This window comes from Lipingzhangella rawalii, from assembly GCF_031628175.1.
GTDB lineage: Bacteria > Actinomycetota > Actinomycetes > Streptosporangiales > Streptosporangiaceae > Lipingzhangella_A > Lipingzhangella_A rawalii.
The window spans coordinates 1-26614 of record NZ_JAVLVT010000015.1; the positions used below are offsets into that span (position 1 = coordinate 1).

The following is a 26614-nucleotide window of genomic DNA, read 5'->3' on the forward strand; positions in this document are numbered from 1 at the left end:
GGGGCGGGGGGCCCCCCCCCCCCCCCGGCCGGCTGGACGAGAGCTATGCGGCCCGCTCGGTTTCGGGCGCCGCGCTCGCTGTCCCATTGCGGGACGGTGTGTGTGTTGTGGCGAGTTGGTTGATGACCCGAGCCAACTCTGCGGGGGCCTCGAGGGGGCCCATATGCCCGATATCGGGCACGTGGACGACCCCGAGAAGGTGCGGGAGCAGTTCCGCCAGGCGGCGGGCGTGCCATGGCGGGGTGAACCGGTCCGCGTTGCCGGATAGCACCATGGTCGGCACGGTCAGCTCCCGCACCTGGTCACTGAGCTCCAGTGTGGACAGGACATGTCCCCACCGGGCGCGGGGGAGGGCGGAGCAGCGGTGGACCAGCTGGGCGCAGGCACGTACGGCCTCCGGGCTGGCCGCTGGCCCCATGGTCATGTGCCGCAGGGCGGCGGCGGTGACCGGGTTGGCTGGTCCCAGCGGGGCCGGCGCGCGGAGGAAGGCAGCGGCGGCGCCCCGGGAGAGCGCTTTGGGTACGGGCAGGGCGTTGGACTGGCCGGTGAGGTTGGTGCATCCGGTGTTGGCCAGGAGCGCCGCGGCGACCCGCGTGCGGAAGGCGGGGCGGGGAGCCGCCGCCATGATGCTCATACCACCGATGCTGTGGCCGCACACGATGGCCGGTTCGTTCGTGGTCTCGTCGAGGACCGCGCAGAGGTCGTCGGCGAGTGCCGTGGTGTGGTATCCGCTCGCCGGTGGGTGCTCACTACGGCCGTGGCCACGCTGGTCGTAGAGAACAACCCGCAGGTCCGGGGGCAGTTGGCGCACGACCGGGGCCCAGCTGTCCAGCGAGGTCGCCCAGCAGTGGGCGAGCACGACGGTGGTGCCGTCGTCGGGTCCGCGGACCTCCACGTTGATCCGGGTGCCGTCTGCCGAGCGCACCTGGGTGCGGCGCGGTTCGGTCAGGTGGGTGGTAGCCATGGTGATCCTTCCATGCCGCTTAGGAGGTCTCCCCGTCGAGGACGATCTCCGGGACGGGAAACGGGGGGCTTCCGGTTCCGGTGACCCGGTATCCGCCCCACAGATTGGCCTCACGCAGGGTCCCGTGTCCGACATCGCCGTCCGGGGTTTCCAGGGTGACCTCGGTCCACCCGGCCTCGAAGGCGTGTTTCAGGTCCTCGTGTGGGGCCAGACGTCCGACCCAGCGGTACCCCCCGGTCAGGGGGTCGAAGTTGCCGGCGACATGCGCGGCCACGGCCACCGGGGCAGGAGCCGTGGGGGGCTCGGCGGCGGGGCCGTCCGTCTGCGAGGCCGCCGCGGCACCGGTGGCGGACGGCACGAACGTGACGGTCAGGGTGCCCCGGAACTCCTCCGCGTCGTGATCGCCGTGTTCCTCGTGCGCGTTCACGCCACCATGTCCTCTCGTCTGTTCACTCGGTAGTTGTGTTCGTCGAAGCGGCGGGTTTCCAGGGCGAACCGCCAGGTGAAGGTGGGCCAGAGGGTGGTGTTGCGGCCCTGGGAGTTCAGGTACCAGCTGTCGCAACCACCGGAGGTCCACACGGTGCCCCGCATGTTCTCCTGGATCCGCTCGTTGTATCGGCGTTGGGCGTCCGCCCGGACCTCCAGCCGATCAGTGCGGGTGTCGTGCAGGTGTTTGAGTGCCTGCATCGTGTAGTTGATCTGGGATTCGATCATGAACACCTGCGAGGTGTGTCCCAGCCCGGTGTTCGGGCCCAACAGCAGGAAGAGATTGGGGTATCCGGACACCGTGGTGCCCCGGAAGGCCTGGGCATCCTCGCCCCACTGCTCGCTGAGGCGGGTCCCGTCCGGGCCGATGACGCGTTCGGCAATGGGAGGGTCGGTGACCTGGAAGCCGGTCCCCAGAATGATCGTGTCGACCGGGTGCTCGTGTTCGACACCGGCGGCGTCCCGCGTCACGACCGCGTGCGGTCGGACCTCGGTGATGCCCTCGGTGATCACCTCGGTGTTGGGCTGAGCCAGCGCCGGGTAGTAGTCGTTGGACAGCAGGATGCGTTTGCAGCCGGCCCGATAGTTCGGGGTGAGCTTCGCCCGCAGCTGCGGCGAGGTGATGTGCCGGTGCATGTTGAACTTCGCGAGTGCCTCCACCCCCTTGAGTACTTTGGGGTACTTGGCGAACCCGACGACGTAGTTCTCCCGGGCGCAGTAGATGCTGCTGCGCGCGAGCTGCTGTGCACCGGGAACATTCCGGTACAGCCAGCTTTCGACCCGGGTGATGTTGCGGTCATGCCGGGGGATCACCCAGGGCGGGGTTCGCTGGAAGACCCGCAGTTGGTCCACCTGGGGTTGGATCTCGGGGACGAACTGGATCGCAGAGGCACCGGTACCGATGACCGCCACCCTGCGGCCCCGCATGCTGATGCTGTGATCCCAGCGGGCGGAGTGGAACACCGGGCCGTCGAATTCGGTGAGCCCGGGGATGTCCGGCAGCGCCGGGTCGGCGAGTGCCCCCGCCCCGCTGATGAGGAACTGGGCGGTGAGTTCACCCATGGGTGTGCGGATGTGCCAGTGGTTGGCCTGCTCGACCCAGCGGGCCTCCTGCACCTCGTGCCCGAAGCGGATGTGGCGCATCACATCCTCGTCCTTGGCGACCCGTACCAGGTAGTCCCAGATCTCCGGCTGCGGCGAGAAGCTGCGGCTCCAGTACGGGTTGGGCGCGAAGGACAGCGAGTACAGGTGGGAGGGGACGTCACACGCCGCACCGGGGTAGGTGTTGTCGCGCCACGTGCCTCCGACGTCATCCGCGCGTTCCAGGACGACGAGGTCGTCAACTCCGGCTCGCTTGAGCCGGGTGGCCATGCCGATTCCGGCGAATCCGGTGCCGACGATGGCCACCCGGAAATGGGGGGTTTCGGTGGGCTGACTGGTCACTTGGCGCCTCCGCCGAGCGCCGTCGCGGGGGCACCGGGGCGGCCCAGGAGGCCGGCACGCCGCCAGAAGAACTTACCCGGACCGCGGATCGCACCCGCCTGGTTGAGGGTGGCCACCACCTTGCGGGCCGCCCAGGTCTTGGTGTCGATCCAGTTGGGGTTGCGGCGGGCGGCACGCTTGGCCTCGCGCCGATCCAGCCCCACCTTCTCGTAGACCACGGGATTGATCAGCCGGGTCGCGGAGTAGTAGGAGACCAGCCCGAGCAGCAGGCGGCTGTAGGCACGCTGCACGACGCCGCGCTGGGCCCAGTCCCGCTGGAACTCCTCGCGTGCGTAGCGCATGTGCCGGGCCTCTTCGACCACGTGGATGCGTGACACCGAGCGGACCACGGGCTCGATCTGTTCGTCGTTGATGGCCTCGCGCTGGATCTGGTCGAGGACCTCCTCGACGAACAGGGCTCCCGCGAAGATCAGTGGACCGTGCGCGATGGTCTTGAACAGTCGACCGAGGTTGTGGGCCACGGGGTCAAGGCGGTGGGCCTCGGACCCGAGCTTGCCGATCATCTTGGCGAACATTACGGTGTGCCGGCACTCGTCGGCGATCTCGGTGTAGGCGTACTGTACGTGGTTCGTGGCGGGGTCACGGTCGTAGGCGTGGCGAACCAGCATCTGCATGAGGATGGTCTCGAACCAGATCCCGATTGTGGCGATGCTGGCGACCTCGAGGCGGCTCAGCTCCTTGCGCTGCTCCTCGGTCATGCGTTCCCAGAGCTCGGTGCCGTACAGCGAGATCCGCTCCGGGCGGATCGCCCACTTGTCCCGGTCCAGCGGGGCGTCCCAGTCCACCTCGATGACGGGGTCGAAGGAGGCCTTGGCGGAGGAGCGCAGCAGTCGCTTGGCGATGTCCTCGCGGTCGGTCGGGGTGGGGGCGGATGTGGGGGCGGTTGTGGTCATCGGTCTCTCCTTACCGCGCGATGGGCTGGCGAGCGTCGTCGTGCCGGTGATACAGGCCGTGGGCTATGGGGGCGTCCCCGAAGTGTCGGGTCTGGGCGAGGGCGGCCACCTGGAGTTGCACCACACGTTCGACGGCGCGCGGTGTGTGGCGGCTGACCCGCAGTCCGAGGTTGCCGAGGCCGGTGCTGGCGGTGTCGCGGGGCGGGCGGCGGGCGGCCGCGGTGCGCAGCACGGTCAGCACCGTGTCCCGGACCTCCTCGGCGGGAACCAGGCCGTCGAGGGCAACCCCGGCGGCGCGGGAACGGTCGTGGATGGCCGTGTCGACGTATCCGGGGTACACCGAGGTGACGTCGATGTGGGTGCCGTACTCCACCCGCAGCATGTCGGCGTAGGCGGTGAGTGCTCGTTTGGACACGGTGTAGGCACCCGCGAACGGTAGGGAGATGCCGGACAGGAGGGAGGCGGTGAGAATCACGCGGCCCCGCGCTTCCTGGAGGGCGGGCAGGGCGGCGGAGGTGACCCGCCAGGCGCCCAGCAGGTTGACCTCCATCGTCTGGCGGGCCGCCGCGTCCGGCATGGCGCCGATGTCGACCGCCGGTCCGATCCCGGCGTAGTGGATCAGGATGTCCAGGCGGTTACCCAGACGCGGGAGGGCGTCACCGACGGCGCGCTTCACCTGGTCCTCGTCGGTGATGTCGCACTCGATCACGCCCGGCCCGGGCTGGTTGTCGAGTCCGACCGCGGTGACACCGAGCTGTCGTAGCAGGGCCATGGTGGCGCTGCCGAAGGCACCCGAGGCGCCGGTGACCAGCGCGGTCTGTCCGGGCAGGCTGCGCAGCCGGCGCGGTGGGCGGTGGGGATCGGGCATGTGACCTCCTGCACAGTTGATGTCCAAAAATTAACAACGATCATTGTCACAATGCAATGGGAAACGAAGGAGAAATTACTGCTCAGTAAGAAGGGGGTGGGCCACGAGGTGCGTGGACGCCCTCGTAGGCCGGGGGACCGGGAGGCCCGAACCGGTGTCCTGTGGGCGGCAGCCGGAGTGTGGAGGTCGGTGGAACGACCGGTCGCGACTTCGATAGCCTCCGCGTGCCCCGCACTGTGTTGGCAAGAGCCTAGGCTTGGGAGATATGGCCGAGTACCGCATCGATGAGCTCGCTCGACTCGCCGGAACCACGGTGCGCAATGTGCGGGTGTACCAGGACCGGGGCCTGCTCGCCCCGCCGCGCCGGGAGGGGCGGGTCGGAATCTACTCCGAGGCCCATCTCGTGCGGCTGCGCATGATCGGTCACCTGCTCCAGCGTGGCTACACCTTCGCCAACATTGCGGAACTCGTGGAAGCCTGGGAGCGCGGCGGGGATCTCAACGACGTTCTGGGGTTGGAGTCGGTGATCGGCGACCCCTGGACCGATGAGGTTCCCTCCCACATCGACGTCGCGGGCTTGCAGGAGCTCTACGGGGATGAGGTGACGCCGGAGAACACGGCGCGCGCGATTCGCCTGGGGCTGTTGGAGGAGGACGGGGACCGTTTCCGGGTTCCGAGTCCCCGGCTGCTGCACGCCGGAGCCGAGCTTGTGTCGGCCGGGATGAGCCTGGCCACGGTTCTGGACATCGCCGAACGGCTGGGCCGGCAGGTGGACACCCTCGCCGCGGACCTCGTGGGCACCGTCTCCGAGCACATTCTCACCAAGCACGCCCCCAACGGCATGATTTCCGGGGAGGATGTTCCCGCCGCAGCCGAGCTGGTGCGGCGGCTGCGTCCCCTGGCCCAGCAGGCGGTGGACGCTATGTTGGCCAAGTCCATGGCCCGGCATCTGGACGAGGTGATGGGTGCGCACTTCGCCGAGGTGATGGAGCTTCTTCGGGCCGAACAGGACCGGGATAGCCGTTCTGCGTGACCGGTCCCGCCTGCCCTGACCACAGGCAGTCCCGCCGCCACTGCCGGCTTTGACCGCAGTGGCGGCGGGGGCCGGGACAGGCTACCCCGCGGGATGGATCGACAGCGGGGTCGTGAACCGAAGCTCCGCGAAGGCCCCTGCCGGGACTGCCGGACGCCGCGGGGCGACCGGCGCCACGCGCTCGTAGTCGCTTCCCGGTTGGGGCCGGGGATCGGCGTCCCCCTTGTTCGGCCACAGCGACATCGCGCGCTCGGCCTGGGCCGTGATGGTCAGCGACGGGTTCACCCCGAGATTGGCACTGACCGATGAACCATCCACCACGTGGATCCCGGGATGGCCGTACAGCCGGTGGTAGGGGTCCACCACGCCGTGTTCCGGGCTACTGCCGATGGGGCACCCCCCGAGGAAGTGTGCCGTCATGGGGATGTCGAACACGTCGCCGATCGTTCCGCCGGCGTGCCCGTCGATCTGTTGGGCCATCAGCTCTGCGGCGCGCTGGCCCTCGGGAATCCAGGTGGGGTTGGGTTCCCCGTGCCCCTGGCGCGAGGTGAGCTTGGCTTTGCCCGAGAGCCCCCGGGTCAGGCTGGTGGTCAGCGAGTTGTCCTGCGACTGCATCACCAGGCCGATCAGGGTGCGCTCGGAGAACCGGCGGACCGAGAGGCTGCGCCCGAAGGTGTAGGGGTCCCGGAGGGCATAGCCCAACCACCGGAGCCACCGCGGGATACGGCCCCCTCCGGGGACCTGGAGCGTGGTCAACAGCCCCATGGAGTTGGATCCCTTGCCGTAGCGCACCGGCTCGATATGTGTGTACTCGTTCGGATAGAAGGACGAGGTGATCGCCACGCCGTGTGTGAGGTCCTCCGGAGGCGGAACATGCCTGCTCATGGCGCCGACGAGGGCCTCGGAGTTGGTGCGGGTGAGGGTGCCCAGCCGCGCGGAGATCCGGGGGAGCAGCCCCCGGTCGCGCATGCGGTGCAGCAGGTTCTGGGTGCCGTAGGCCCCGGCGGCCACCACCACCTGGCTGGCGGTGAAGGTGCGGGCGTTGCGGCGGTGACGTCGTGCGCCCGTGACGAGAGTGTCCACCGCGTAGCCCCCACCGTCGAGCTCACGGATCCGTTCGACGGTGGTCATGGGGTGGATGACAGCGCCGTCACGTTCGGCGAAGTACAGATAGTTTTCCGTGAGCGTGTTCTTCGCGCCGTGGCGACATCCGGTCATGCACTCCCCACACTCGGTGCAGGCGCGACGCTGTGGCCCCGCACCCCCGAAGTACGGATCACCCACCGGCGTGCCGGGCGCCGCGGTGCCGCTGCCGTCCCCGTCCGCACCGTCGCCGAAGCACACTCCCACCTGGGTGGGTCGGAATGTGTGTTCCACGCCCATGGTCGCGGCCACGCGGCGCATATGTCGGTCAGCGGGAGTGGTCGTGGGGTTGGTGCGCACACCGAGCATGCGCTGGGCCTGGTTGTAGAACGGGTCCAGCTCGGCCTTCCAGTCCGTGATGTCGCGCCACTGCGCATCGTTGAAGAAAGCGTCCATGGGGTAGTACAGCGTGTTCGCATAGTTCAGCGACCCACCCCCAACTCCGGCTCCGGCCAGGATGAGGACGTCCCGCAGCAGATGGATGCGCTGCATCCCGTACATACCCAACTGGGGAGCCCACAGGAAGCTGCGTAGGTCCCACGAGGTTTCGGGCATCGTCTCGGGCGTGAATCGGCGGCCCGCTTCCAGGACACCGACCCGATATCCCTTCTCGGTCAGTCGCATGGCGCTCACGGCGCCGCCGAACCCGGAGCCGACCACGAGTACGTCGTAGTCGTGGCGGTCGGGGCTGTCAGTGCCTCTCGGGGGGGTATCGCTTGCCACGGACCCAACTCTTCCTGTGAAGTGTGACATCTATGAATGTGACATTAGTTATTGTAGTATCCGTAACTACTCATGAGTAGATGTGGTTCATGCAACACATGAGTACGTTCCGAACGCAAGCCCCTCCCCCGCCACCGCTGGTGCGCGTTGACAATGCAGGAGGCAGCGATGTCCCCCTCTGACCTCACCGGATCCACGTCGCCGACCGCAGCGGCGACGGCGGCCGCCCCCACCGCCGGTACCCGCTGGAGCAAGTTCGCGATGCTGGCCGTGCCCGGCTTCCTGGCCGCCGGAGTGATGGGGCTGATGACCACACAGGGCCTGCTCGCGGCGTCCTTCGCGGTGTCCGGCGACAACTTCCAACTCACTGCGGACCAACTCGACGGACAGGGCTTCGCCCAGTACGGAGACGTGGCAACCTCGGCCGACGACAGTTCCCGCCCGGTCGGGCTCGCCCACGTGGACTCCGCCGAGCTGGACAACATGTGTCTCTCGGCGCAGTGGGATCTCGCCATCGGGGACGCCTCGCTGATCATCACCGCGGGCGAGAACGAGCCGGTGCAGGGAAGTTCGCTGACCCTCGACATGGAGGAGATGTCCGGCGACGCCGACTTCTCCAACATCCAGATCGGACGGGACGCCAGCACCCTGGACAAGGCGGACGGCGCCCAGGGGCCGGTGGGGAACTTCGGGTTGCAGTCGGACACGATCGTGGTCGACAACCTCAACGTCTCCACCTGGTCCGTGACCTCCGGCAGCCTGAACCTCACCGGACTCAACATGTCGATCCGGCCCGGCGTGCACGAGTGTGACTGACATGGGATCGCAACTGATGTCCTGGCTGGGTGCAGGACGGCTCCAGTTCCGGGCCTGGCGGCGCAGCCGCCCGTTCTGGGGTGGGCTGTTGCTGATCCTCGCCGGTGTGGAGATCCTCGTGGTGCCCACGGCACAGCGCCTCATCCTCCCGGTGGACCTCATCATTTACGCCGGGATCGCGGGAGTCTCCGGCTACCTCATCGGTGGCCTCCTCATCGTGGTGGGCGCGCTCGCGTGGCTCCAGCCCGCGCAACACGCCTTCTTCGGAATCGCGGGTACTCTGCTTGCCCTCACCTCCTTTGTCACCTCGAACTTCGGTGGCTTCGTCATCGGGATGCTCCTCGGAATCGTCGGAGGGGCACTCGTTTTCGCCTGGTCGGAGTCCATCCCCGTCCGCGATGCCACCGAGCCCGGCACGCCCCGGTGGCATCGCCTCCGCGAACGTTTCGCACGTAGGCGGGACACCCCCGCCACCCGCAGCGAAACCGACACGACCTCCGCGACGGAGTCCGATACGGAAGGATCGTCCGCGTCGGGGCCAGAGAGCCCGGAGGACCCCGCCGGGGATACGGCCAGCGACCGCGTGGACTACCGCGTTGCGATTGCGCTGCCCCTGGCACTGGTGCTGCTGGCGGTTCCCGTTGACCGCTCCAACTGGTGGGACTGGCTGATCCCCTCTGATTCCACCGAGAGCGACGAGCCTGTTGCGGAGTCCGAGTCGCCAGCGGAATCCCCGTCGCCCACCTCCAGCCCCAGCGGTGGGATCGGGGGCACGGATGACGAGGACGGTTCCGGAACCGGAGGTGGCCCCAGTCCCGGAGACGGGGACACGGAGGACGAGACGGAGCCGGACGACGACGATGGCGACGACAGCGACGACGAGGACGCCGAGGACGACGAGGACAGCGACGACGACGCGGACGCCGAGGAGTGTGTCCTCGCCGTCGGGGAGGACGCGGTCGCCGAGGATGAGGAGGAGCTCGCCGAGGCTGTGGCAGCGTGCCAGGCGGCTGAGGAGGAGGGGGAGCTGCCCGAGGTTCCCACCCGCTCGGAGGAGGCCTGCTTTCCCCCCACGGCCAGTCCCACCGGAATGACGGCGGATCGGCTCACCATGTACGGTCCGCGGTTCGAGGGAGTGGTGGAGTGCACCACGAGTGACGGCCCACAGCGGTACCTCCAGCTGAGCATGAACCGTGCGAACTTCACCCGTGCGGATCTCTGGTTCGAGGACCGGGGGTCCCGGTCTACGATGGCGCTTCCGGACATGCGGATGCGCGATGACGTGGTGCTGTTCGCCACGCGGATGCGGGTGCGCATCCTGGGGATTCCCATCACCTTCACCCCGGACTTTCCACCGCCCCTCCTGCTGCCGATCACGCCAGTGACCGATGTCGAGGTGGACCAGCCGCTGGCCGAGTCCGCGAACCTGCACATCGACAGCCTCGGACAGGACTTCCGCGACCAGAACTGATTCCTCGCCGAGTCGGCCACCGTGGGCGCCGGAGCAGCCAGCACCGCTCCTCCGGCGCCCAGCCACGTTCTTGCCCGGTTCCGGAAAGTGCCGGTGGGTGAAGTTGTCCGAGAGCGACCCTGGCACGGCCCCGGTCCTGGTGCCGAGGCTGGAGAGTACAGCCAGTTCGGACAGGAGAACGGGAATGACCTCATGAGCGCGGTGGTACGGACCTCGGGACTCGGTAAGTCCTATGGCCGGTTTCGCGGGATCAGTGACGTCACCATGGAGATCGAACGTGGGGAGGTGTTCGGTTTCCTCGGACCCAACGGTGCCGGGAAGACCACAACGATCCGATTGCTGCTCGACCTCCTGCGGCCCACGGCCGGCCAGGCCACCATCTTCGGGCTGGACGTGCACCGGGACGGTGTGGCGGTACGCAGCCGTATCGGATACCTGCCCGGCGAGCTGCCCGATGTGGGGCGGGAACGGGCCCGGAACCTGCTGGAGTTCTTCGCCCAGGTGCACGGTGGGGTTCCCCACCAACGGATTACCGACCTCGCCGAACGTGTGGGACTGGACCTGGACCGCAAGGTACGTGGCCTGTCCAAGGGCAACCGCCAGAAGGTGGGACTGGTCCAGGCGTTCATGTACGCGCCGGAGTTGCTGATCCTCGACGAGCCCACCAGTGGTCTGGATCCGCTGGTGCAGCAGACCTTTCTGGCCATGGTGCGGGAGGCCCGGGAGGCGGGACAGACCGTGTTCATGTCCTCACATGTCCTCGACGAGGTGCAGCAGGTCGCCGACCGCGTCGGCATCATCAAGGACGGCCGTCTCGTCACGGTGGAGCCGGTCGCACAGCTGTTGCACCACACACCCCGGCGCGTCCACATCCGTTTCGACGGTCCCGTACCCACGGCGGCCTTCACCGGACTTGCCGGGGTGCGTGAGCTCTCCGTGGAGGGCTCGGTGGTCCGCTGCGTGGTGGACGGTCCCCTGGACGAACTGGTGCGTACGGCCGCCCGGTTCACCGTCGTCGACCTGCTCAGCACCGAACCCGATCTGGAAGAAATGTTCCTGCGCCACTACTCCGAGGAGAGCGATCATGCGGCTGACCCTGCTACGTAAGGCCCTGCGTGACGACCGCCGCGCGATCCTCGGTTGGACCGTTGGGGTGGCCGCCTTCCTGCTCGTGTACCTGCCGTTCTACTCGGAGTTCGCCGAGGACACGGCCGGTGCCGAGGAGATGCTGGAGGTCATCCCCGAGGGAATGCGCACCGCCATGGGCATGCAGGAGCTGTTCACCGGCGCGGGCTTCCTGGAGTCCATGGTCTTCAACCTCTACGGTCCCCTGCTGCTGGTGGTCTATGCGGTGGTTCTCGGTAACCGTGCCATCGCCGTGCCGGAGGAATCGGGTCGACTGGACCAACTGTTGGCCCTGCCCATCAGCCGCCAACGCTACGTGCACGAACGCCTCGCGGCCCTCACGATCGAAGTCGTCTACCTGACCGCGGTCCTGTGCGCTATCGTCCTGGCCTTCGCGGTGGGGCTCGACATGGGGGTGGCGCTCGGCAACATTGTCGCGATCAGCGTGGGGGTGGGTCTGCTCGCCCTGCTGTTCGGCACCCTCACCGTGGCCGTGGGCGGGCTCAGCGGGAGCCGCGGGCTGGGGCTCACGGTCACCGGTGCCGTGGCCGTGGGCACCTACCTTGTGCACGTCCTCTCCGATGCCGGCGCCGAACTGGTCGAGCCGCTGCGGTGGGCCTCGCCGTTCCACTACTACCTGGACGCGGACCCACTACGGGACGGGATCCCGCTCGGCTCCTATGCGGTGCTGCTCGGTGTGATCATCATCCTGGCGGTCGCCGCGACCGTGACATTCGAACGTCGCGACATCGGAGTGTGACCGCCGCTCCACATATGCCGGGAGTGACCACGAGGCGAAGGTAGGCGACGTGTCCACAGTGATCGAGACCGAACACCTCACCAAGCACTACGGGGCTCGTCGAGGTATCTCCCAGATCAGTCTTTCGGTGCACAGTGGGGAGGTGTTCGGCTTTCTCGGCCCCAACGGGGCCGGGAAAACCACAACCATCCGGCTGCTGCTGGACCTGCTCCGCCCCAGCAGCGGCCACCTACGGGTGCTCGGCCGTGATCCCCGATCCGCGGGGGCAGCAGTCCGCCAGCGGGTGGGTTACCTCCCCGGTGACTACCAGCCCGGGCGCCAGGAGCGCGGCAGCGAGCTGCTGCGCTACCTTGCCGAGGCGCGCGGTGGCGTCACACGGCGGCGGATCGAGGAGCTGACCGAGCGTTTCGAACTGGACCCCAGCCAACGCCTCGGGGCGATGTCCCGGGGCAACCGACAGAAACTCGGGATTGTGCAGGCTTTCATGCACGATCCCGAACTGCTGATCCTCGACGAACCAACCACCGGCCTCGATCCACTGATGCAGCAGAACTTCCTCTCGCTGGTGCGGGAAGTCCGTGCCTGTGGGCAGACCGTGTTCCTGTCCTCGCACCTTTTGGCGGAGGTGCGCCAGATCGCCGACCGGATCGGCATCGTCCGTGCGGGACACGTGGTCGCGGTCGACGAGGTTGCGGCGTTGCGGGAACGGGCGGTGCGCCGGGTGGAAGTACACTTCGACGCACCGGTCCCGCCCGAGCACTTCGCGAATCTGGACGGGGTGCGCGATGTGCGCGTGGAGGGAACCCTGGTGCGCTGCGTCCTGGACGGGCGACCAGACGCGCTGATCAAGGCCGCGGCGGAGTTCACCGTGGTGGAGTTCGTGAGTTTCGAACCCGACCTGGAGGAGATCTTCCTCGCCTATTACACCGATGAGGGCAACGACCCCGTTCCCGAGCCGACCGACTGAGGCATGAACCTCGTGACCAGCGATGACACGGCGGATGGCCTGGACGGTGCCGCAGTCGCCACCGAGGCGAGCCGACGCGGCGGAATGCCCGCCGAGTATCTGGCCGGACTTGTGGAGATACTCGCTGCGGCGAGCCGTAGCGGACGCCAGCCCACCTCGACGGAGCTGGACCACCATCGGACACAGGGGGCACGCGCCGCCGAAAACGGGCATTCCCTGCGGACCCTGCTCGACCTCTACCTGCACGCAGCCGAAATCGGTTGGGACCAGCTCCCCGGAATCAGCGACGCAGCCACCGCCACCCAGGCCCGGAGCGCGACCGCGGCAGCCCTCACGGCACTACGGCGGGCCACCGGTGCGGCCTGCGCAGGCTACGAGGGGGCTGGCGCGGACATTGCCGCCGTGGCCGAGACCGCCCGCCAGGAGTTCCTGGACGATCTCCTCTACGGACGCGGAGACGAGGGGGAACTGGCCTCCCGCGCGGAGCGTTTCGGACTGCGGCTGGCCACGCAGCATCGCGCTTCGGTCGCCCGCGCCCAACCACCGTTCTCTCCCGATGATCCGCGGGTCCGCAGTGTCGAGCGTGACCTGGTGGGTCGCTACGGCACCCGCAACATTCTGTTGGCGGTGCGGGAGGGGAAACTGGTCTGCGTCGTCCCGGGGGCGTTGACGGCGGCAACGGGGCAGTTCACGCATCGTCTGCGCTCCGTGCTCACCGAGGCATCCGCCTGGCGGGTGGGTATCGGCCGACCCCACCCCGGGCCCAGTGGAGTGGCGCGCTCGGTTACTGAGGCCACCGACGCCATCGACATCGCCGAGCGGCTGGAGCTGCCTGCCCGGGTGGTGGACGCCGCCGAACTCTTGGTGTTCCCCGTGCTGCTCCGGGATCGCGCAGCCATCACCGATCTGGTGACAACAGTGTTGGGGCCACTGTGCGAGGCGCGTGGTGGTGCCGAACCGCTGCTGGCCACTCTGCGTGCGTTCTTCGCCTGCCACGGCAACAGTACTGCGGTCGCCCGCCGGCTGCACGTGAGTGTGCGCACCGTAACCTACCGGCTGGAGCGCGTGCGTCGCCTGACCGGATACACCCCGACCGACTCCACCCAGCGCTTCACCCTGGAAACCGCCGTTGTCGGTGCGCAGCTGTTGGGCTGGCCTGAGGAGCAGTGACGGGGACACGGCGACTGTCCTCAGGGGAACGGGATCCCCGCGTCCCGGCCGTCTGGCCGACGACGGCGCGAGCCGCAGGCGAACGGGCACCGCGGGGAGGGGCCGCGGTGCGGCTGTGGGTGGGGCACTCAGTCGACACCGAACATCACGGTGTGCTGGTCCAGCAGTCGCGCGCCGGGCGGCAGCGGGGGGACATTGTCCGGGTCAACAGTGCGCAACCAGATGTCGGTGTTGGGAGAGAAGCGGTCGTGTTGGCTGATCACCTCCCACAGCTGGTGGAACAGGGCGGTGCGCTCGCAGGCACACCGCGATCCCAGCATCGAGAGTCGGCTGGGGTCCGGTAGGTCGGTCAGTTGGAATCCCAGGGCGGGATCGTCCTCGGGAGTGCCGCCCTGGACGACCTGAAGCAACGTGATGGACAGGGCAAGGCTGGAGGCCATCGGAACTCCTTGACTGAGGAGGGAGCACTACTGGGAGTGCCGGGGTGGACTCTCAGTATTATATTGATGCATCAAGATTTCAAGGATTATTTCTTAGTGCACAAGAAAAGTGTTGGTTGTGGCGTCACAGTACGATCGGCGCAGGATGAACGAGGAGGTGGTCAGTGGCTGACCGGCACAGCCCCGGGGTCCGCAGACGACGACTCTCCGCGGCATTGCGCAAGATCCGTGTCGATGCCGGGTGGACTTCTGCGGAGGCAGCCGAGCAGCTGGGTTGGTCGCCGGGCAAGGTGACCTGGATCGAGCGCAATGAGTGGAAGCGGCCGAAGCGGGACGAGGTCGCCGCGATGCTGGACCTGTACAGGGTGCAGGGAAGCGACCGCGAGCACCTGTTGGGCTTGGTGGCAGAGGCTCGCGGGCGCAGCGACTGGCACCAATACCAGGACTTGTTTGTCGGTCCACTCCCGGAGTTCGAGGCCGAGGCGGTACGGATTCGGTCCTACGAGGCACTGCTGATTCCCGGCCTGTTGCAGACGCCGGAGTACGCTGCGGCGGTGTTTCGGGGTGGCCAGGTGGTAGCCGAGGCGGACATCTCCCGCAAGGTGGAGTCCCGAATGGCCCGCCGGAGGGTTCTGGACGCGCCGGACGGGCCGCACCTGACCGCGGTGGTCGACGAGGCCGCGCTACGCAAGGTGGCCGGCTCCCGGGCGATCATGGCCGAGCAACTGCGCTTCCTGGCAGGCATGGCCGCGCACTACAAGGTGACCGTGCTGGTCGTGCCGAACGAAGTCGGCACACATGCCGCAGTATCGGGAGCATTTAGCCTGATCGACTTCCCGCGGCCGGAACCGGGTATCGTCTCGCTCTCGAACGCGGTGGAGTCCCTGTATGTGGAGGATACCGACTATGTGGACCGCTATACCCTGATATTTGATGCGGTGCAGGGGGTGGCGCTCAGTCCGGAACGCTCCCTCGCGCTCATCACTACCGCCGCCGATGAGCTGACCGAGTGAGTCCACCATGTACCTCTACTTCCACAAGTCCTCGTACTCCAGCTCGCAGGAGAATTGCGTGGAGGTCGCCCCGGTGTTGAGCTTCCGCAAGTCCTCGTACTCGGACTCCCACGACAACTGTGTCGAGGTCGCCGGTCTGCCCACCGGCGTGGCACTGCGGGATTCCAAGCACCCGGAGGCGGGGCATGTGGCTGTGCCGGCGGATGCCTGGGTGTCTTTCCTCGCCACGCTCAAGGGAGGCGTCCTGGATGCCGATCCGCCGTGATTGGAGATTCCGGATCCCGCGCGCGGCGGGGCTGTCCGCGTAGGCTGGGCTATCCAGGTCCAGTGTCGATTCAGGAAGCCGAACCACGATGACAGACACCGAGCAGGAGGTTCATGCGGTTGCGGAGCGCTCCCGGGAGGCCGCCGCAGAGCTGGCACCACTGACCCGCGACGCCAAGGATTCCGCGCTACACGCCATGGCCGAGGCGCTGGAGCTGCGCGCGGCCGAAATCGTCTCCGCGAACGCCACCGACGTTGAACGAGCACAGGCCGACGGCCAACCCCAAGCCATGGTGGACCGGCTCACCCTCACCCCGGCGCGGGTGGTGGAGATCGCCGAGGCCGTGCGGGAGATCGCCAAGCTCCCGGACCCCGTGGGTGAGGTGGTCCGCGGGTCTTCCCTGCCCAACGGTCTGGAGCTGCGTCAGCTACGGGTTCCCCTCGGCGTGGTGGGCATTATCTACGAGGGGCGTCCCAACGTCACTGCCGACGCCGCGGCGCTGTGCCTCAAGAGTGGCAACGCGGCGTTGCTGCGGGGTTCCTCCTCGGCCTTCACCTCCAACAGCGCCATCGTCGAGGTGCTGCGCGCCGCCCTCACCGACACCGCGGTGCCGCAGGACGCGGTACAGCTGGTGCCGGGCTCGGGCCGCGACTCCGCGCAGGCGCTGATGCGCGCCCGCGGTCTTGTCGATGTGCTCATCCCCCGGGGCGGGGCGTCACTGATCCAAACCGTGGTGCGCGAATCCACGGTTCCGGTGATCGAGACCGGTGAGGGCAACTGCCACGTGTACGTGGATGCCGCCGCTGACCTCGACAAGGCCACCGACATCACCGTCAACGCCAAAACACACCGGGTATCGGTGTGCAACGCTGCGGAGACGCTGCTGGTGCACGCCGACATCGCCGAGAAGTTCCTCCCCCGGGTGGCGGCGGAACTGATCGAGCGCGGTGTGGTCCTGCACGGTGACGAGCGGGTTACCCCCCTGGTGACCACCGCCGTTCCCGCTACCGAAGACGACTGGAGCACCGAGTACCTCGCCCACGACATCGCGGTCCGGGTTGTGGACTCCCTGGACGAGGCGGTTGCGCACATTCGCCGTTACTCCACCGCGCACACCGAGGCGATCGTGACCGACTCCCAGGCCGCCGCGCGGCGATTCGTGTCCCGAGTGGACTCTGCGGCGGTGCTGGTGAACGCCTCCACCCGGTTCACCGACGGGGGCGAGTTCGGGTTCGGCGCGGAGATCGGCATTTCCACGCAGAAGCTGCACGCGCGCGGTCCCATGGGCCTGCCGGAAATGACCTCCACCAAGTACGTGGTCACCGGGGACGGGCACGTGCGTTAGTGGTCCCGACGTTCGATCGGAGCCCCGGTGCTGGCGTCGACCAGTACCGGGGCCTCGACCACGTCACGGTCCGCGGCCACCGCGAACAGGAGGAGCTCGGGTGGCCTGTTCCAGGAACCCGAGTCGCAGTCCGGTGGCGTCGCACCATCCACGTCGGGGATCGGGCTGGCCTGCGCTCCCACGTGCAGTCCGGTGGCGTCGTCGTCGGAACGCTCCGCAACCAGAAACTCGACCCGGCACCGAGGCTCCACACTGACCCCGAACACCAGGGTGGCCGGATCCGCCGGCGCGTCGCCAAGGCGTGGATCCCACAGATAGGACGGTTCCGTGGCGTCATGGTCGACGATCACATAACCCGCGATCCGCTGGAGGCCGGACTCCGGAACTGTGGGGGTGTGCCGTAGTTCGGCATCGTCGAGGCGCAGACCACTGCTCGAGTCACCCAGCCGGTGCCCCCAGTGGTCCTCGGCCAGCTCCTCGGCGTCCGCGCGCTGTTGGTCCCAACGTGGGCCGAGTACTGCCAGCGACAGCCCGACCAGGCTGATGACCACGGCTACTCCACCCATGATGCGGGTGAGCGTGGGGCTGCTTTCGGAGCGTGGCTCCAGCCGCCGGTGCGAAAGGGCGGCCAGGTAGCTGTGCGGGCGCAGCAGCATCCACAGCCCCACCGGACCCAGCACGAGCAGTACGACGATTCCGACGAGGGTGTCCATGTCGAATCGGTCTCTCCACGTGGTGTGGCAGCCTATGGGGGCTTCGGGGCCGCGGGTGCGCAGGCTCGGCTTCGTCGCCGCCCCTCCGGTGCGAGCACCCCGGGATCCCGCCCCCGCTCGTGGTGGGGGCGGGCCTCGGTGGTTCGGATGCGCGACTCAGCTGTTGGACGAGGAGCCGTCGCGGTCCTGTCGGCCGGTACCGCGCCAGCGCTCGGCGATGTTGTCGAAGATTTTGCCGCCGGTGTCGGCAGCCGAGCCCGCCATATCCTTCAGTGTTCCCAGTAGCGGGTCCTCGCTGCGCTCCCAGGACTCCCGGTAGGAGTTGGCCGCGTTGCGGGCCTCTTCGCCGATGGAGGCTTCCGAGTCCTCGTCACGCCGCGGGTACTGTCCGTCCAGGATGCGCTGGTACTCGCCCTCCTCCACCCATCGGTGCAGTTCGGCCAGCCGCACAACAGCGAAGGGGTGCGAGTGTCCAAAGACCTGAAGTAGCTTGATGACGCTGTCCAGCGCGTCCCCACCGGCGTCGTACTCCCGGGCCTGCTCCAGCATCGCGTCGGTGTTCATCTCCGCCAGCCGGGAGCCGCCCGCGATCTTCATCAGGGCGCGCTTGGCCGCTTCCGGATCCTGGCAGGCCAGAGTCCCGGCCCGGTCACAGGAGAGCTCCGACTTGCGGTGCCACTCTTCCAGCGCGGCGATGATCGCGCCGACAGCCACGTAGCCCAGCGGGATCCAGGCGATCCGTGAGGCCAGATTGATCAGCCAGAGCAGCATGGTGCGGTACAGGGCATGCCCACTGAGAATGTGCCCGACCTCGTGGCCCACCACGAACCGCTGCTCCTCGGGGTCCAGCAGGTCGAACAGGCCCGTGGTCATGACGATGAACGGTTTGTTGTACCCGATCGCCATCGCATTGGGCTTGGGGTCCTGGCGCACGTACAGCTCCGGGACCTCGGGCAGGTCGAGGGTGTAGGCCGCGTCCCGCACGTAGTTGTACACGTCCGGGAACTGCCGCTCGTCCACGCGGACGGCCGTGGCGAGGTGCATCAGCCGCAACGAGCGCATGTTCACCATGCCGAAGAATCGTTTGACGACTTCGTCGAACCCTTTCATGGACCGCAGCGCAGTCAGCGCGCCCCGGTCCGCCGGGTGCTCGTAGGCGCGGGAAGAGATGTTGGTGAGGCGGATACGGCTGCGATCCGGTGAAGTGGCCATGTCGGCATGCTATGCGCCACCTACCGGACGACGCCACGGTTCCCACAGACGAGATATGACGCGATTCTCGTTCCTCGTGTTCCGGCTGGGTGCGGGGGGATGGTTAGGCTCAAGCGAAGCTGGAGGATCGGGCAGCCGGAACCGGTCCACCGACTGCGGTACAAGTGAGGGGGACGAGTGGAAGCGCAGGCGACCCACGACCGAGAGGCGCCACGGCACCGTGTCGGCATCATGGGCGGAACATTCGATCCGATCCACCACGGGCACCTCGTGGCCGGCAGTGAAGTCGCCCATCTGTTCGGGCTCGACGAGGTCGTGTTCGTGCCGACCGGACAGCCGTGGCAGAAGCAGGGGAAACAGGTGACCCCGGCGGAGCATCGCTACCTCATGACGGTCATCGCCACCGCATCCAATCCCAGATTCGGGGTAAGCCGGATCGAGATGGACCGCTCCGGCCCCACCTACACCATCGACACCCTGCGTGAACTGCGAGCCAGTTACGGCAGTGACATCGACCTGTACTTCATCACCGGTGCCGACGCTCTGGGCGCCATCCTGGGGTGGCGGGACGCCGAGGAACTGTTCGAACTCGCGCATTTCGTAGGCTGTAACCGCCCCGGCCACAAGCTCAGTGACCCGGGGTTGCCGGACGGTAAGGTCAGCCTGGTGGAGATCCCCGCCCTGGCGATCTCGTCCAGCGAATGCCGCAGCCGGGTGAGCGCCGGCGAACCCATCTGGTACCTCGTTCCGGACGGTATTGTGCAGTACATCAACAAGACCGGGCTCTACCGCGAGCCGCGGACAGGCGAGAGAGAGGCAGCAACAACGTCGTGACCGCCACGGAAAGGGCCATCGAACTGGTCCGTGTCGCCGCCGGAGCCGCGGCTGAGAAGGTCGCCCAGGACATCGTCGCCTACGATGTCAGCGAGCAGTTGGTCATCACCGACGCCTTCGTGTTGTGCTCGGCACCCAACGATCGGCAGGTCCGCGCGATCGTGGACGAGGTCGAGGAACACATGCGTCATGTCGGAGCCAAACCCGTCCGGCGGGAAGGGGAGCAGGAGAGCCGCTGGGTCCTCCTCGACTACGGTGACGTCATCGTGCACATTCAGCACGAAGAGGACCGTGACTACTACTCGCTGGAACGGTTGTGGAAGGACTGCCCGCGAGTGGAACTGCCCGGAGAAGCCCAGGGCATGGCCAGGCACCCCGAGGACGTGCAGGCGTGAACACCACCCCACGGGTCGGCGGCGTCCGCGAACCTGCTCCCGCAGACGCGGCGAGAACGACCTCGACCCGCCGGCCACTCCAGCCGGAGCGCCGACATGCCTGACCCCGTGCGCATCCGGCGGGTCGTGTGCTGGCGGCACGGCCAGACCCAATGGAACGCCGAACGTCGGTTCCAAGGGCACACCGACATTCCGCTGAACGACATCGGTCTGCGCCAGGCCGAGCAGGCCGCCGAACTGCTGGCCGCCCTGGAGCCCGACGCCATCCTCTCCTCGGACCTGAGCCGGGCCACCGCCACCGCCGCCGCGCTCGCACGCCGAACCGGACAGACCGTCACCCTGGACAAGGGCCTCCGGGAACGTGCCGGTGGCGTCTGGGAAGGGCTCACCCGGGGCGAAATCATGCGCCGTTGGCCCGACGAGTACGAACGGTGGGAAATCCCCGAAGGCGAGGACCTCGAGACGGTGGGCTCCCGGATCACCGACGTGGTTCGGCGCGCCGTCACCGAACTCCCCGACCGCGCAACCCTCGTCATTGTCAGCCACGGCGCCGCCCTCCGCGCCGGAATTACCCAGCTTCTCGGGCTGCCCCCGCAGTCCCTGCGCATGCTCGGCCCCCTGGGTAACTGCTCCTGGTCTGTCCTGGAGCCACGCCCCGAAGGACACTGGTGCCTGGTTGAACACAACGCAGCCACCCTTCCGGAAGTCCGGGTCCTCAGCGACGACCAGTGAGTGCCGGCCGACAGCGCGGCGCCACGGCTCGTTTCGACGAACGCCCGAGTTTCCGATATCGTGGCACCTGGTCATCGGGACGCCGCAGAAGCACAGCGGCCCCGAAGTTACCGCGGGGCTATGGCGCAGTTGGTAGCGCGCCTCCATGGCATGGAGGAGGTCTGGGGTTCGAATCCCCATAGCTCCACCACGTACGGACAGCATGCGAGCCTGCATTTGGTGATTGCCAGGTTTCGCTCGAATCGCAGCCTCGGTGCCTGCCGGGCCGGCCACCGAGCGGGCGAACGCCGCAGCTTCCCGGTCTTTCCCGATATTGACCCTGGTGTAGCGCAGCCGAGTCGCCAGTCGACGATCACGCCCTGACCTTCGGCACTCGTGGCGTTGCCGTTCTCGGGGCACTACTGCGCTATGTGGACGTGATGGTTGCCGGAGCCACCGATGTGCTGTTGTTTCAGCGCCTCGCTGTGTGCCAGCAGGGCACCGTAGTCCACAGCCGCCCCCTGCAACAGCATCTCGATCGCGTGCTCGGCTTCCGTATCACCGAGGTGTTCGGGACCGAACATGGCGCGGTAGTGCACCAGGGAGCCGACCAGGTCCAGCAGCAGGTTTCTGTCGATGCTGGACCGGAGATCACCCTTGGCGATGGCGCGGTCCAGGGCGCATCCCACCGCTGTTCGAGCGGGTTCCACGAGGGTTTGCAGGTAGCGGGTGCGTAGCTCCGGATCAGGGGCGCATTCGGCATACAGCGCGCTGAGGACCTCCGGACGAATGGAGCGATAGGCGGTCAGGAAGACGCCGAAGCTCTCGCCAATGTCGCACAGAGTGCATCCGGTATCTGGCGGCTCCGGAATGTCGAGTCGCTGGGCGATAGCGGCCAGCACCAACGGCGCGCGCCCGGACCAGCGCCGATAGATCGCCGGCCGGGACGTGCCGGCGCGGCGGGCAACCGCCTCGAACGAGAGCCCCCCATAACCGTCCGTATCCAGGATGGCCAGCGTCGCGGTGAGCACAGCTTCATCGATGTGCTGATCCCTAGGACGACCAGCAGCACCCCGTGGCTCTGGACGTGGCAGCTCTGTCATGGACGCAAGCGTACCGAACTGTTGCGTTTCGCAACGGAATGCATGGTTGCTGGCGTTGCTACTTGAACTTTACGATACGATACGTAACTTAATTTGAGCGGAGTCCCTGATTACTGATGAAGCAACCAACCGGTGAACTCGATCCCCCAACCCGCGACATCCAACGCTCCGCCAGTAGCGGGTACTACTGATGGTCGGCGGCACCCGCACGGACCGGTTCGGGCCTACTCCTGGGGCGTGGACGGCCGAGCGGACCCGTGCAGGCTCGACATCGAGTTGGCCGTTGATGACCAGGCCGAACAGGCGCTAACCGTGGTGCTGATGGGCAACGACGAACACGCCCTACCGCCCGACCAGGTCGCCTTGCGGAGCAAGCGGAGCAGCGCTACTCACGGTGGCCACCAGCCCCGACACTACGCTGCTGCTCATCATCGCCGGAATCTCGGTGGTCGGGCTGGGACACGGTGTAGCGATGGCCCTGGTCGTGGATCTGATTGTCTCCAGCGCACCGGCGGAGAAGACCGGCTCGGCGGCCGCGGCACAGGAAGTCGGCGGGGAACTCGGCACAGCCCTCGGCATCGCCGCCGGCGGCGCGGTCGGAATGACGGTCTATCGGGCCTCGTTGAGTGCGAGCATGCCCGCCGGAGTATCCGATACAGCCGCCACCAGTGCGTTGAACAGCGTCCACGAAGGGATCGCCACCGCACAGGAACTCAGTGCTGGAGGCCCGGAACTACTTACCGCCGTGCATCACGCGGTCGCTGCCGGACTGCAAACCTACGCCGCTATAGGCGCGGCACTGGTCGGTCTCGCCGTGGTGCTGGTCACCATCGTGCTCGTTCGGCGGGACGACGCCCAAGGACCCCACGAGGAGGAGGGCGATACGCCAACGCCGGTCGATACACCATCATGACTCCCCAGCACCCTTTCCCCAGCTGTCGGTAGCCATGGACGTCGAGAAGACGAGAACGTCTTCGAAACCCGCGTTACCGAGTACCAGTCCGGTGCCCTGCTGAGCTGGCACCGAGCAGGCACCGCCGCCCGGGGTGCCAGGAGACCCCGCATCCCCGGCAGTGCATCCGCCGCGGCACAGGGCGGGTACGTGATGCGGTGCGCAGCTCGCTGTCCGAGCTCCGTTGCGTCGAAACCGCGGCTCACCAGCCCGTTACCGGGCCAGGACGGTGCTCCGTGCCCGCGACCGGGCGGTGAGGGCCGCCAGCGTCGCCATGACAGCGAGTACCGCCAGACTGAGGAGAACCGGGGAGACGTCCTCGCGTGCAGCGGCGGCGATAGCCCCGATCAGGACCAGGACGAGTGCGGCCACGAACCGGGAACGGGCGATTCGGCCAAAGCGTGACCGGAGAAACAGCACGTTCCCCGCCAGATAGACCAGCGGACCACCCACAGTGACGAGGATCATCGGTAGGCTCAGATGCTCGTGGGTGACGCGGAGCTCGATGGACACGGCCACCAGAATCGCACCGAACACCATCAGGGCATGGGCGTAGGCGAAGGCGAACCGCAGCGCCCCCGTTCCCCCCTCGCCGCCGGTGACATCGTGACCCGCCAGCGCGAAATAGTTCCACCACAGCACCGTCAGGCCGGCGAATCCCAGCAGCAAGCTCAGGAGAGTGGTGGTGTTCAGGATTTCCGTGGCGGCAACCGCCCCACCCATCAGCAGGATGGACTCGCCCAGGGCAATGATGAACACCAGGCGGTTGCGCTCGGCCAGATGTTCGGCATCGGTGTCCCACCGTTCCATCGGCGCGCTGACCAGGCCGGGTATTCGGAAGTTCACCAGCGGGGCCGCATAGTCGATGAGGACCGCGATGAGCCACAGCCACAGTCGCAGCTCGCTGGGCAGAACCGCCCCCGCGATCCAGAACACCCCGGCCAGAGCCGACCAGCTCAGCAGTGCCGTGTAGTTGGCTGCCAGCTGCTGGCCCCAGAATCCGACGATCATGAACAGTGGCCGCACCAGCCCCATGAACACGAAGCAGCCAGCGAACAGCAGCCCAGCGTCACCGAACGCCTCCGGAAGAGACACCGCCATCCCCAGTGTGGCCACCATCAGGACCACGTTCAGCAGCTGGACCCGGCTGTTGGCCGGATTGAGCCAGTTCATGGCCCAGGCTGTGTAGTTCCACCCCCACCAGAGCGCCGCGAACACGACCGCGGTCTCCGCGAAACCACGCCACGTGAGCTGGTCCAACAGGAGATGGGACAGCTGAATAATCGCGAACACGTAGACAAGATCGAAGTAGAGCTCGATCGGTCCAACCTCGGACCGGCGGTGCCCGCTGTGGCGTGCGATCCCGCGCCACGGTGGAATACGGTCGGCGGTGTTCATCGTCCCCGAGACTGGTTGCAGCGGCGAAAGTCAGTGGCCGTGGCCGCACCACGAGGCGTGGCCGGAATCGACCGGGTCAACCCGCAGAATCCGATCGGGTTGACTGCATGTAACACTCCCGATGCTACTCGTGTCATTCGGGAAACGAGGGATGTACGCGCCGACAAGGCCACGTCGTGCCCACGGAGGGGGTGACGGTCGAATGGCGCTGGTACGGCGGGCTTCCAGATCCGGGGGCGTCCGTCACCTCTCGCCCTCCGTTAGAATCCGGCGTGTCCCAGGCGCGGTCGTGCACTGAGTCGATGACTCGACACCGTGCTCCACCGGCGCCCCATCAGCAGCATCGCGAGCTGCGTGATGGCGTCGCAGTCGTTTCCCTCGCGCGGAATGGAGTCGGCCACGGTGAGCGGTCCGATCAAGGCGCTATCTGTGACGGTGACGGCCCTCATCATCACCGGGGCCCTTGTTGCCTACGGAATGTACTGGCAGGTGTACGGAAACATCAACCAGTCCGCCGTGGAGGACGACATCCTCGGTCCACGTCCCGCCACCGACGGCGAGAGTCGCAACGTCCTGATCATCGGCTCCGACGAACGCACCGGGGAAAACGCCCAATACGGTCGCGCCGAGGGGGCGCGTGCCAACGTCATTATCCTCGCGCACTTCCACCCGGACCAGGACAGTGCCGTTCTGGTCAGTTTCCCACGTGACTCCGTGGTGCAGATGCCGTCCTGCGAGCCGTGGGAGGACTTCTCCGGCAGTGACGCCTACGTGGGGCCGATCAACGAGGCGCTCGGCAACGGTGGACCACCCTGTGTCTGGCGGACCATCGAACAACTCACCGACATACACGTGGACCACTTCGTGAAGATGGACATGGTCGGTTTCCGCGATATCGTCGACGCGGTGGACGGCGTTCCCATGTGTCTGCCCGAGCCGCTGTCCGACGAGCGGGCCCAACTGGACCTGCCGGCCGGTGACCAGGTCCTCGACGGTGAGGATGCCCTGGCCTTCGTGCGTGCCCGGTACAATATCGGCGACGGAACCGACGTGGGGCGCGTGCAGCGCCAACAGATGTTCATCGGGGCGCTGGCGCAGGAGATGATGAGCCGGGAGGTGCTCGGTAACCCACAACGCACCATGGACATGCTGGGGGCCGTCACCGACGCCCTCGAAACCGATGACGGGTTGTCCGTCGACGTGATGGCGGGTATGGCCTACGATATGCGCGACGCTGACCTCGGCGACATCCGTTTCTATACCGTGCCGTGGGAATGGTCGCAGACGCACGAGCACCGGGTGGAATGGATCGAGGACGAGTCCCAGGCCCTGTTCACGGCGATCGCCAACGGTACAGCCGTCCCTGACCAGGACTCCGACGGTGACTCCGATGGTGCCACTGACGCCGAGGCCGCCGATGACGAGGACAGCACCGCCGACGCGAGGGACGACGCCGTTGAGTCCCTGCCCGTCGTGGTCTACAACTCCACTCGAATCGATGGCCTCGCGGGCGAGGTCGCGGATGCACTGGGGGAGCGCGAGATTACGGTCCTGGACACAGTCACCGGCGAACCCCGCGATGGAACGGTGCTGATCCGGCACGGCGAGGGCGCCGCACAGGCAGCCGAGGCCCTGGCCGAAGAGATCGACGGAGACGTGCAACTGGAACCGGGAACCCCACAACAGCAGGGCACGCTGGAGCTGTACCTCACGCCCGCTTGGTCCGGACTGGTCCCGGACGTGTCCGACACCGATGTCGACGACGCGGACTTCACCGCCGAAGCCGATCCGTGTGCGGATGGCCTGGGCGGTACCGGAGACACCGGAAGCTCCGAAGAAGAGGATCCGCAGGGCGGCTGAATCGCCCGCTCTCGGGAGTGCCGGCAGGCGCTACGGGGCGCCCCCATCACGAGGGCACCCCACGCCCGACGCCGCCCACAACCACCATGGCGTGGGGGCGAACCACGCACCGCCACCCCCCACCGTTGGCCGTCGTGCGCAGAGCCAGTCGGCCCGGCAGAACACTCTCGGCATCCTCCGTCCCCATGCCCGCGGGCCGCTGTGTTGGTCCGTGCGCTCTCCCCGGGCGGCGGGAAGTGTCCCGTGATCACCGCTCCCCCGCACGACGGCCAGCGGGGGGTGGATGCGGCGTCCCCGCCGTGGGGATGCACCGGGCGGTACGAGGAAGCCGCAGGCCACCCCGTGCCTGAGGGGATTGTGGTGGCGGTGGTTGGTTGGCCGTGCGCGCCGTGGTGGCCGCCGGCGGCGTCGCGCCCTGGGGGCGCTCCCCCGCACGACGGCCAGCGGTGGG

General features: G+C 67.5%; 26 protein-coding genes and 1 tRNA gene. 16 read left to right on the forward strand and 11 right to left on the reverse strand.

Features of this window, described 5'->3' with window-relative positions; all coding sequences use genetic code 11:
- Window positions 1-43: 43 nt before the first annotated feature.
- From RIF23_RS19895 to RIF23_RS19915, 5 genes are read right to left on the reverse strand one after another with little or no spacing between them, the layout of a single operon-like run.
- On the reverse strand, window positions 44-964 hold the full coding sequence (locus RIF23_RS19895) for an alpha/beta fold hydrolase (RefSeq protein WP_310914154.1): 921 nt from the start codon (window positions 962-964) through the stop codon (window positions 44-46).
- A 19-nt stretch (window positions 965-983) separates the two neighbouring features.
- The gene (locus RIF23_RS19900) at window positions 984-1391 is read right to left on the reverse strand and encodes a DUF4873 domain-containing protein (RefSeq protein WP_310914156.1); all 408 of its coding nucleotides are present in this window, start codon (window positions 1389-1391) and stop codon (window positions 984-986) included.
- Window positions 1388-2893 (reverse strand): flavin-containing monooxygenase, encoded by a 1506-nt coding sequence (locus RIF23_RS19905; RefSeq protein WP_310914157.1) that lies wholly within the window; start codon window positions 2891-2893, stop codon window positions 1388-1390. The genes RIF23_RS19900 and RIF23_RS19905 overlap by 4 nt, the downstream gene beginning before the upstream one ends.
- Window positions 2890-3846, reverse strand: a complete 957-nt coding sequence (locus RIF23_RS19910) for an AurF N-oxygenase family protein (protein WP_310914158.1) — start codon at window positions 3844-3846, stop codon at window positions 2890-2892. Before RIF23_RS19910 ends, RIF23_RS19905 begins: the two co-directional genes overlap by 4 nt.
- A 10-nt stretch (window positions 3847-3856) precedes the next feature.
- Window positions 3857-4714 (reverse strand): SDR family NAD(P)-dependent oxidoreductase, encoded by an 858-nt coding sequence (locus RIF23_RS19915; protein WP_310914159.1) that lies wholly within the window; start codon window positions 4712-4714, stop codon window positions 3857-3859.
- 265 nt (window positions 4715-4979) lie between these two features.
- On the opposite strand from RIF23_RS19915, the gene RIF23_RS19920 reads away from it, so the two are divergent.
- Window positions 4980-5747 (forward strand): MerR family transcriptional regulator, encoded by a 768-nt coding sequence (locus RIF23_RS19920; RefSeq protein WP_310914160.1) that lies wholly within the window; start codon window positions 4980-4982, stop codon window positions 5745-5747.
- A gap of 81 nt (window positions 5748-5828) precedes the next feature.
- Here RIF23_RS19920 and RIF23_RS19925 read toward each other — a convergent pair whose 3' ends face one another.
- Window positions 5829-7613: a GMC family oxidoreductase gene (locus tag RIF23_RS19925; protein WP_310914161.1), complete on the reverse strand. Its 1785-nt coding sequence runs from the start codon at window positions 7611-7613 to the stop codon at window positions 5829-5831.
- Window positions 7614-7781: 168 nt separating this feature from the next.
- Here RIF23_RS19925 and RIF23_RS19930 point away from each other — a divergent pair, with 168 nt between their 5' ends.
- The 6 genes from RIF23_RS19930 to RIF23_RS19955 all read left to right on the forward strand — a co-directional run bounded on the left by RIF23_RS19930 (window position 7782) and on the right by RIF23_RS19955 (window position 13922).
- Window positions 7782-8429 (forward strand): DUF6230 family protein, encoded by a 648-nt coding sequence (locus RIF23_RS19930; RefSeq protein WP_310914162.1) that lies wholly within the window; start codon window positions 7782-7784, stop codon window positions 8427-8429.
- Window position 8430: 1 nt separating this feature from the next.
- A complete protein-coding gene (locus RIF23_RS19935; protein WP_310914163.1) occupies window positions 8431-9900 on the forward strand; it encodes a DUF6114 domain-containing protein in 1470 nt (489 codons plus the stop codon).
- A 93-nt stretch (window positions 9901-9993) separates the two neighbouring features.
- The gene (locus RIF23_RS19940; protein ID WP_310914164.1) at window positions 9994-11007 is read left to right on the forward strand and encodes an ABC transporter ATP-binding protein; all 1014 of its coding nucleotides are present in this window, start codon (window positions 9994-9996) and stop codon (window positions 11005-11007) included.
- Entirely contained in the window at window positions 10985-11785 is an 801-nt protein-coding gene (locus RIF23_RS19945; RefSeq protein WP_310914165.1) for an ABC transporter permease subunit, read from the forward strand. The genes RIF23_RS19940 and RIF23_RS19945 overlap by 23 nt, the downstream gene beginning before the upstream one ends.
- 49 nt (window positions 11786-11834) lie before the next feature.
- Window positions 11835-12752 (forward strand): ABC transporter ATP-binding protein, encoded by a 918-nt coding sequence (locus RIF23_RS19950; RefSeq protein ID WP_310914166.1) that lies wholly within the window; start codon window positions 11835-11837, stop codon window positions 12750-12752.
- A 12-nt stretch (window positions 12753-12764) separates the two neighbouring features.
- The gene (locus RIF23_RS19955; protein ID WP_310914167.1) at window positions 12765-13922 is read left to right on the forward strand and encodes a PucR family transcriptional regulator; all 1158 of its coding nucleotides are present in this window, start codon (window positions 12765-12767) and stop codon (window positions 13920-13922) included.
- 128 nt (window positions 13923-14050) lie between these two features.
- On the opposite strand, the gene RIF23_RS19960 is transcribed toward RIF23_RS19955, so the two are convergent.
- Window positions 14051-14362, reverse strand: coding sequence for a hypothetical protein (locus RIF23_RS19960; protein ID WP_310914168.1), 312 nt, complete (start codon window positions 14360-14362; stop codon window positions 14051-14053).
- Window positions 14363-14526: 164 nt separating this feature from the next.
- Here RIF23_RS19960 and RIF23_RS19965 point away from each other — a divergent pair, with 164 nt between their 5' ends.
- From RIF23_RS19965 to RIF23_RS19975, 3 genes are all read left to right on the forward strand, one after another.
- Window positions 14527-15375, forward strand: a complete 849-nt coding sequence (locus RIF23_RS19965) for a helix-turn-helix domain-containing protein (protein ID WP_310914169.1) — start codon at window positions 14527-14529, stop codon at window positions 15373-15375.
- A 7-nt stretch (window positions 15376-15382) separates the two neighbouring features.
- Window positions 15383-15640, forward strand: a complete 258-nt coding sequence (locus tag RIF23_RS19970) for a DUF397 domain-containing protein (RefSeq protein ID WP_310914170.1) — start codon at window positions 15383-15385, stop codon at window positions 15638-15640.
- Between the two features lie 88 nt (window positions 15641-15728).
- Window positions 15729-16985 carry a glutamate-5-semialdehyde dehydrogenase gene (locus RIF23_RS19975; RefSeq protein WP_310914171.1) on the forward strand — a complete coding sequence of 419 codons (1257 nt, stop codon included), beginning with the start codon at window positions 15729-15731 and terminating at the stop codon, window positions 16983-16985.
- Here RIF23_RS19975 and RIF23_RS19980 read toward each other — a convergent pair.
- Window positions 16982-17698, reverse strand: coding sequence for a hypothetical protein (locus RIF23_RS19980; protein WP_310914172.1), 717 nt, complete (start codon window positions 17696-17698; stop codon window positions 16982-16984). The genes RIF23_RS19975 and RIF23_RS19980 overlap by 4 nt on opposite strands.
- Window positions 17699-17854: 156 nt before the next feature.
- Entirely contained in the window at window positions 17855-18910 is a 1056-nt protein-coding gene (locus tag RIF23_RS19985; RefSeq protein WP_310914173.1) for a M48 family metallopeptidase, read from the reverse strand.
- Window positions 18911-19087: 177 nt separating this feature from the next.
- Between RIF23_RS19985 and nadD the strand changes: the two genes are divergently transcribed.
- The 4 genes from nadD (at window position 19088) to RIF23_RS20005 (ending at window position 21061) form a co-directional block, all read left to right on the forward strand.
- Window positions 19088-19744, forward strand: coding sequence for a nicotinate-nucleotide adenylyltransferase (gene nadD, locus RIF23_RS19990; protein ID WP_407659517.1), 657 nt, complete (start codon window positions 19088-19090; stop codon window positions 19742-19744).
- Window positions 19741-20139, forward strand: coding sequence for a ribosome silencing factor (gene rsfS / locus RIF23_RS19995; RefSeq protein ID WP_310914174.1), 399 nt, complete (start codon window positions 19741-19743; stop codon window positions 20137-20139). Before nadD ends, rsfS begins: the two co-directional genes overlap by 4 nt.
- A gap of 96 nt (window positions 20140-20235) precedes the next feature.
- Window positions 20236-20871 carry a histidine phosphatase family protein gene (locus tag RIF23_RS20000; protein WP_310914175.1) on the forward strand — a complete coding sequence of 212 codons (636 nt, stop codon included), beginning with the start codon at window positions 20236-20238 and terminating at the stop codon, window positions 20869-20871.
- 114 nt (window positions 20872-20985) lie between these two features.
- Window positions 20986-21061: transfer RNA gene (locus RIF23_RS20005), tRNA-Ala, on the forward strand.
- A 208-nt stretch (window positions 21062-21269) separates the two neighbouring features.
- On the opposite strand, the gene RIF23_RS20010 is transcribed toward RIF23_RS20005, so the two are convergent.
- On the reverse strand, window positions 21270-21881 hold the full coding sequence (locus RIF23_RS20010) for a TetR/AcrR family transcriptional regulator (protein WP_310914176.1): 612 nt from the start codon (window positions 21879-21881) through the stop codon (window positions 21270-21272).
- A 466-nt stretch (window positions 21882-22347) separates the two neighbouring features.
- Between RIF23_RS20010 and RIF23_RS20015 the strand changes: the two genes are divergently transcribed.
- Window positions 22348-22866, forward strand: coding sequence for an MFS transporter (locus RIF23_RS20015; protein ID WP_310914177.1), 519 nt, complete (start codon window positions 22348-22350; stop codon window positions 22864-22866).
- A gap of 252 nt (window positions 22867-23118) precedes the next feature.
- Here RIF23_RS20015 and RIF23_RS20020 read toward each other — a convergent pair whose 3' ends face one another.
- Window positions 23119-24303 carry a low temperature requirement protein A gene (locus RIF23_RS20020; RefSeq protein WP_310914179.1) on the reverse strand — a complete coding sequence of 395 codons (1185 nt, stop codon included), beginning with the start codon at window positions 24301-24303 and terminating at the stop codon, window positions 23119-23121.
- Between the two features lie 402 nt (window positions 24304-24705).
- Here RIF23_RS20020 and RIF23_RS20025 point away from each other — a divergent pair, with 402 nt between their 5' ends.
- On the forward strand, window positions 24706-26163 hold the full coding sequence (locus RIF23_RS20025) for an LCP family protein (protein ID WP_310914180.1): 1458 nt from the start codon (window positions 24706-24708) through the stop codon (window positions 26161-26163).
- Window positions 26164-26614: the final 451 nt, after the last annotated feature.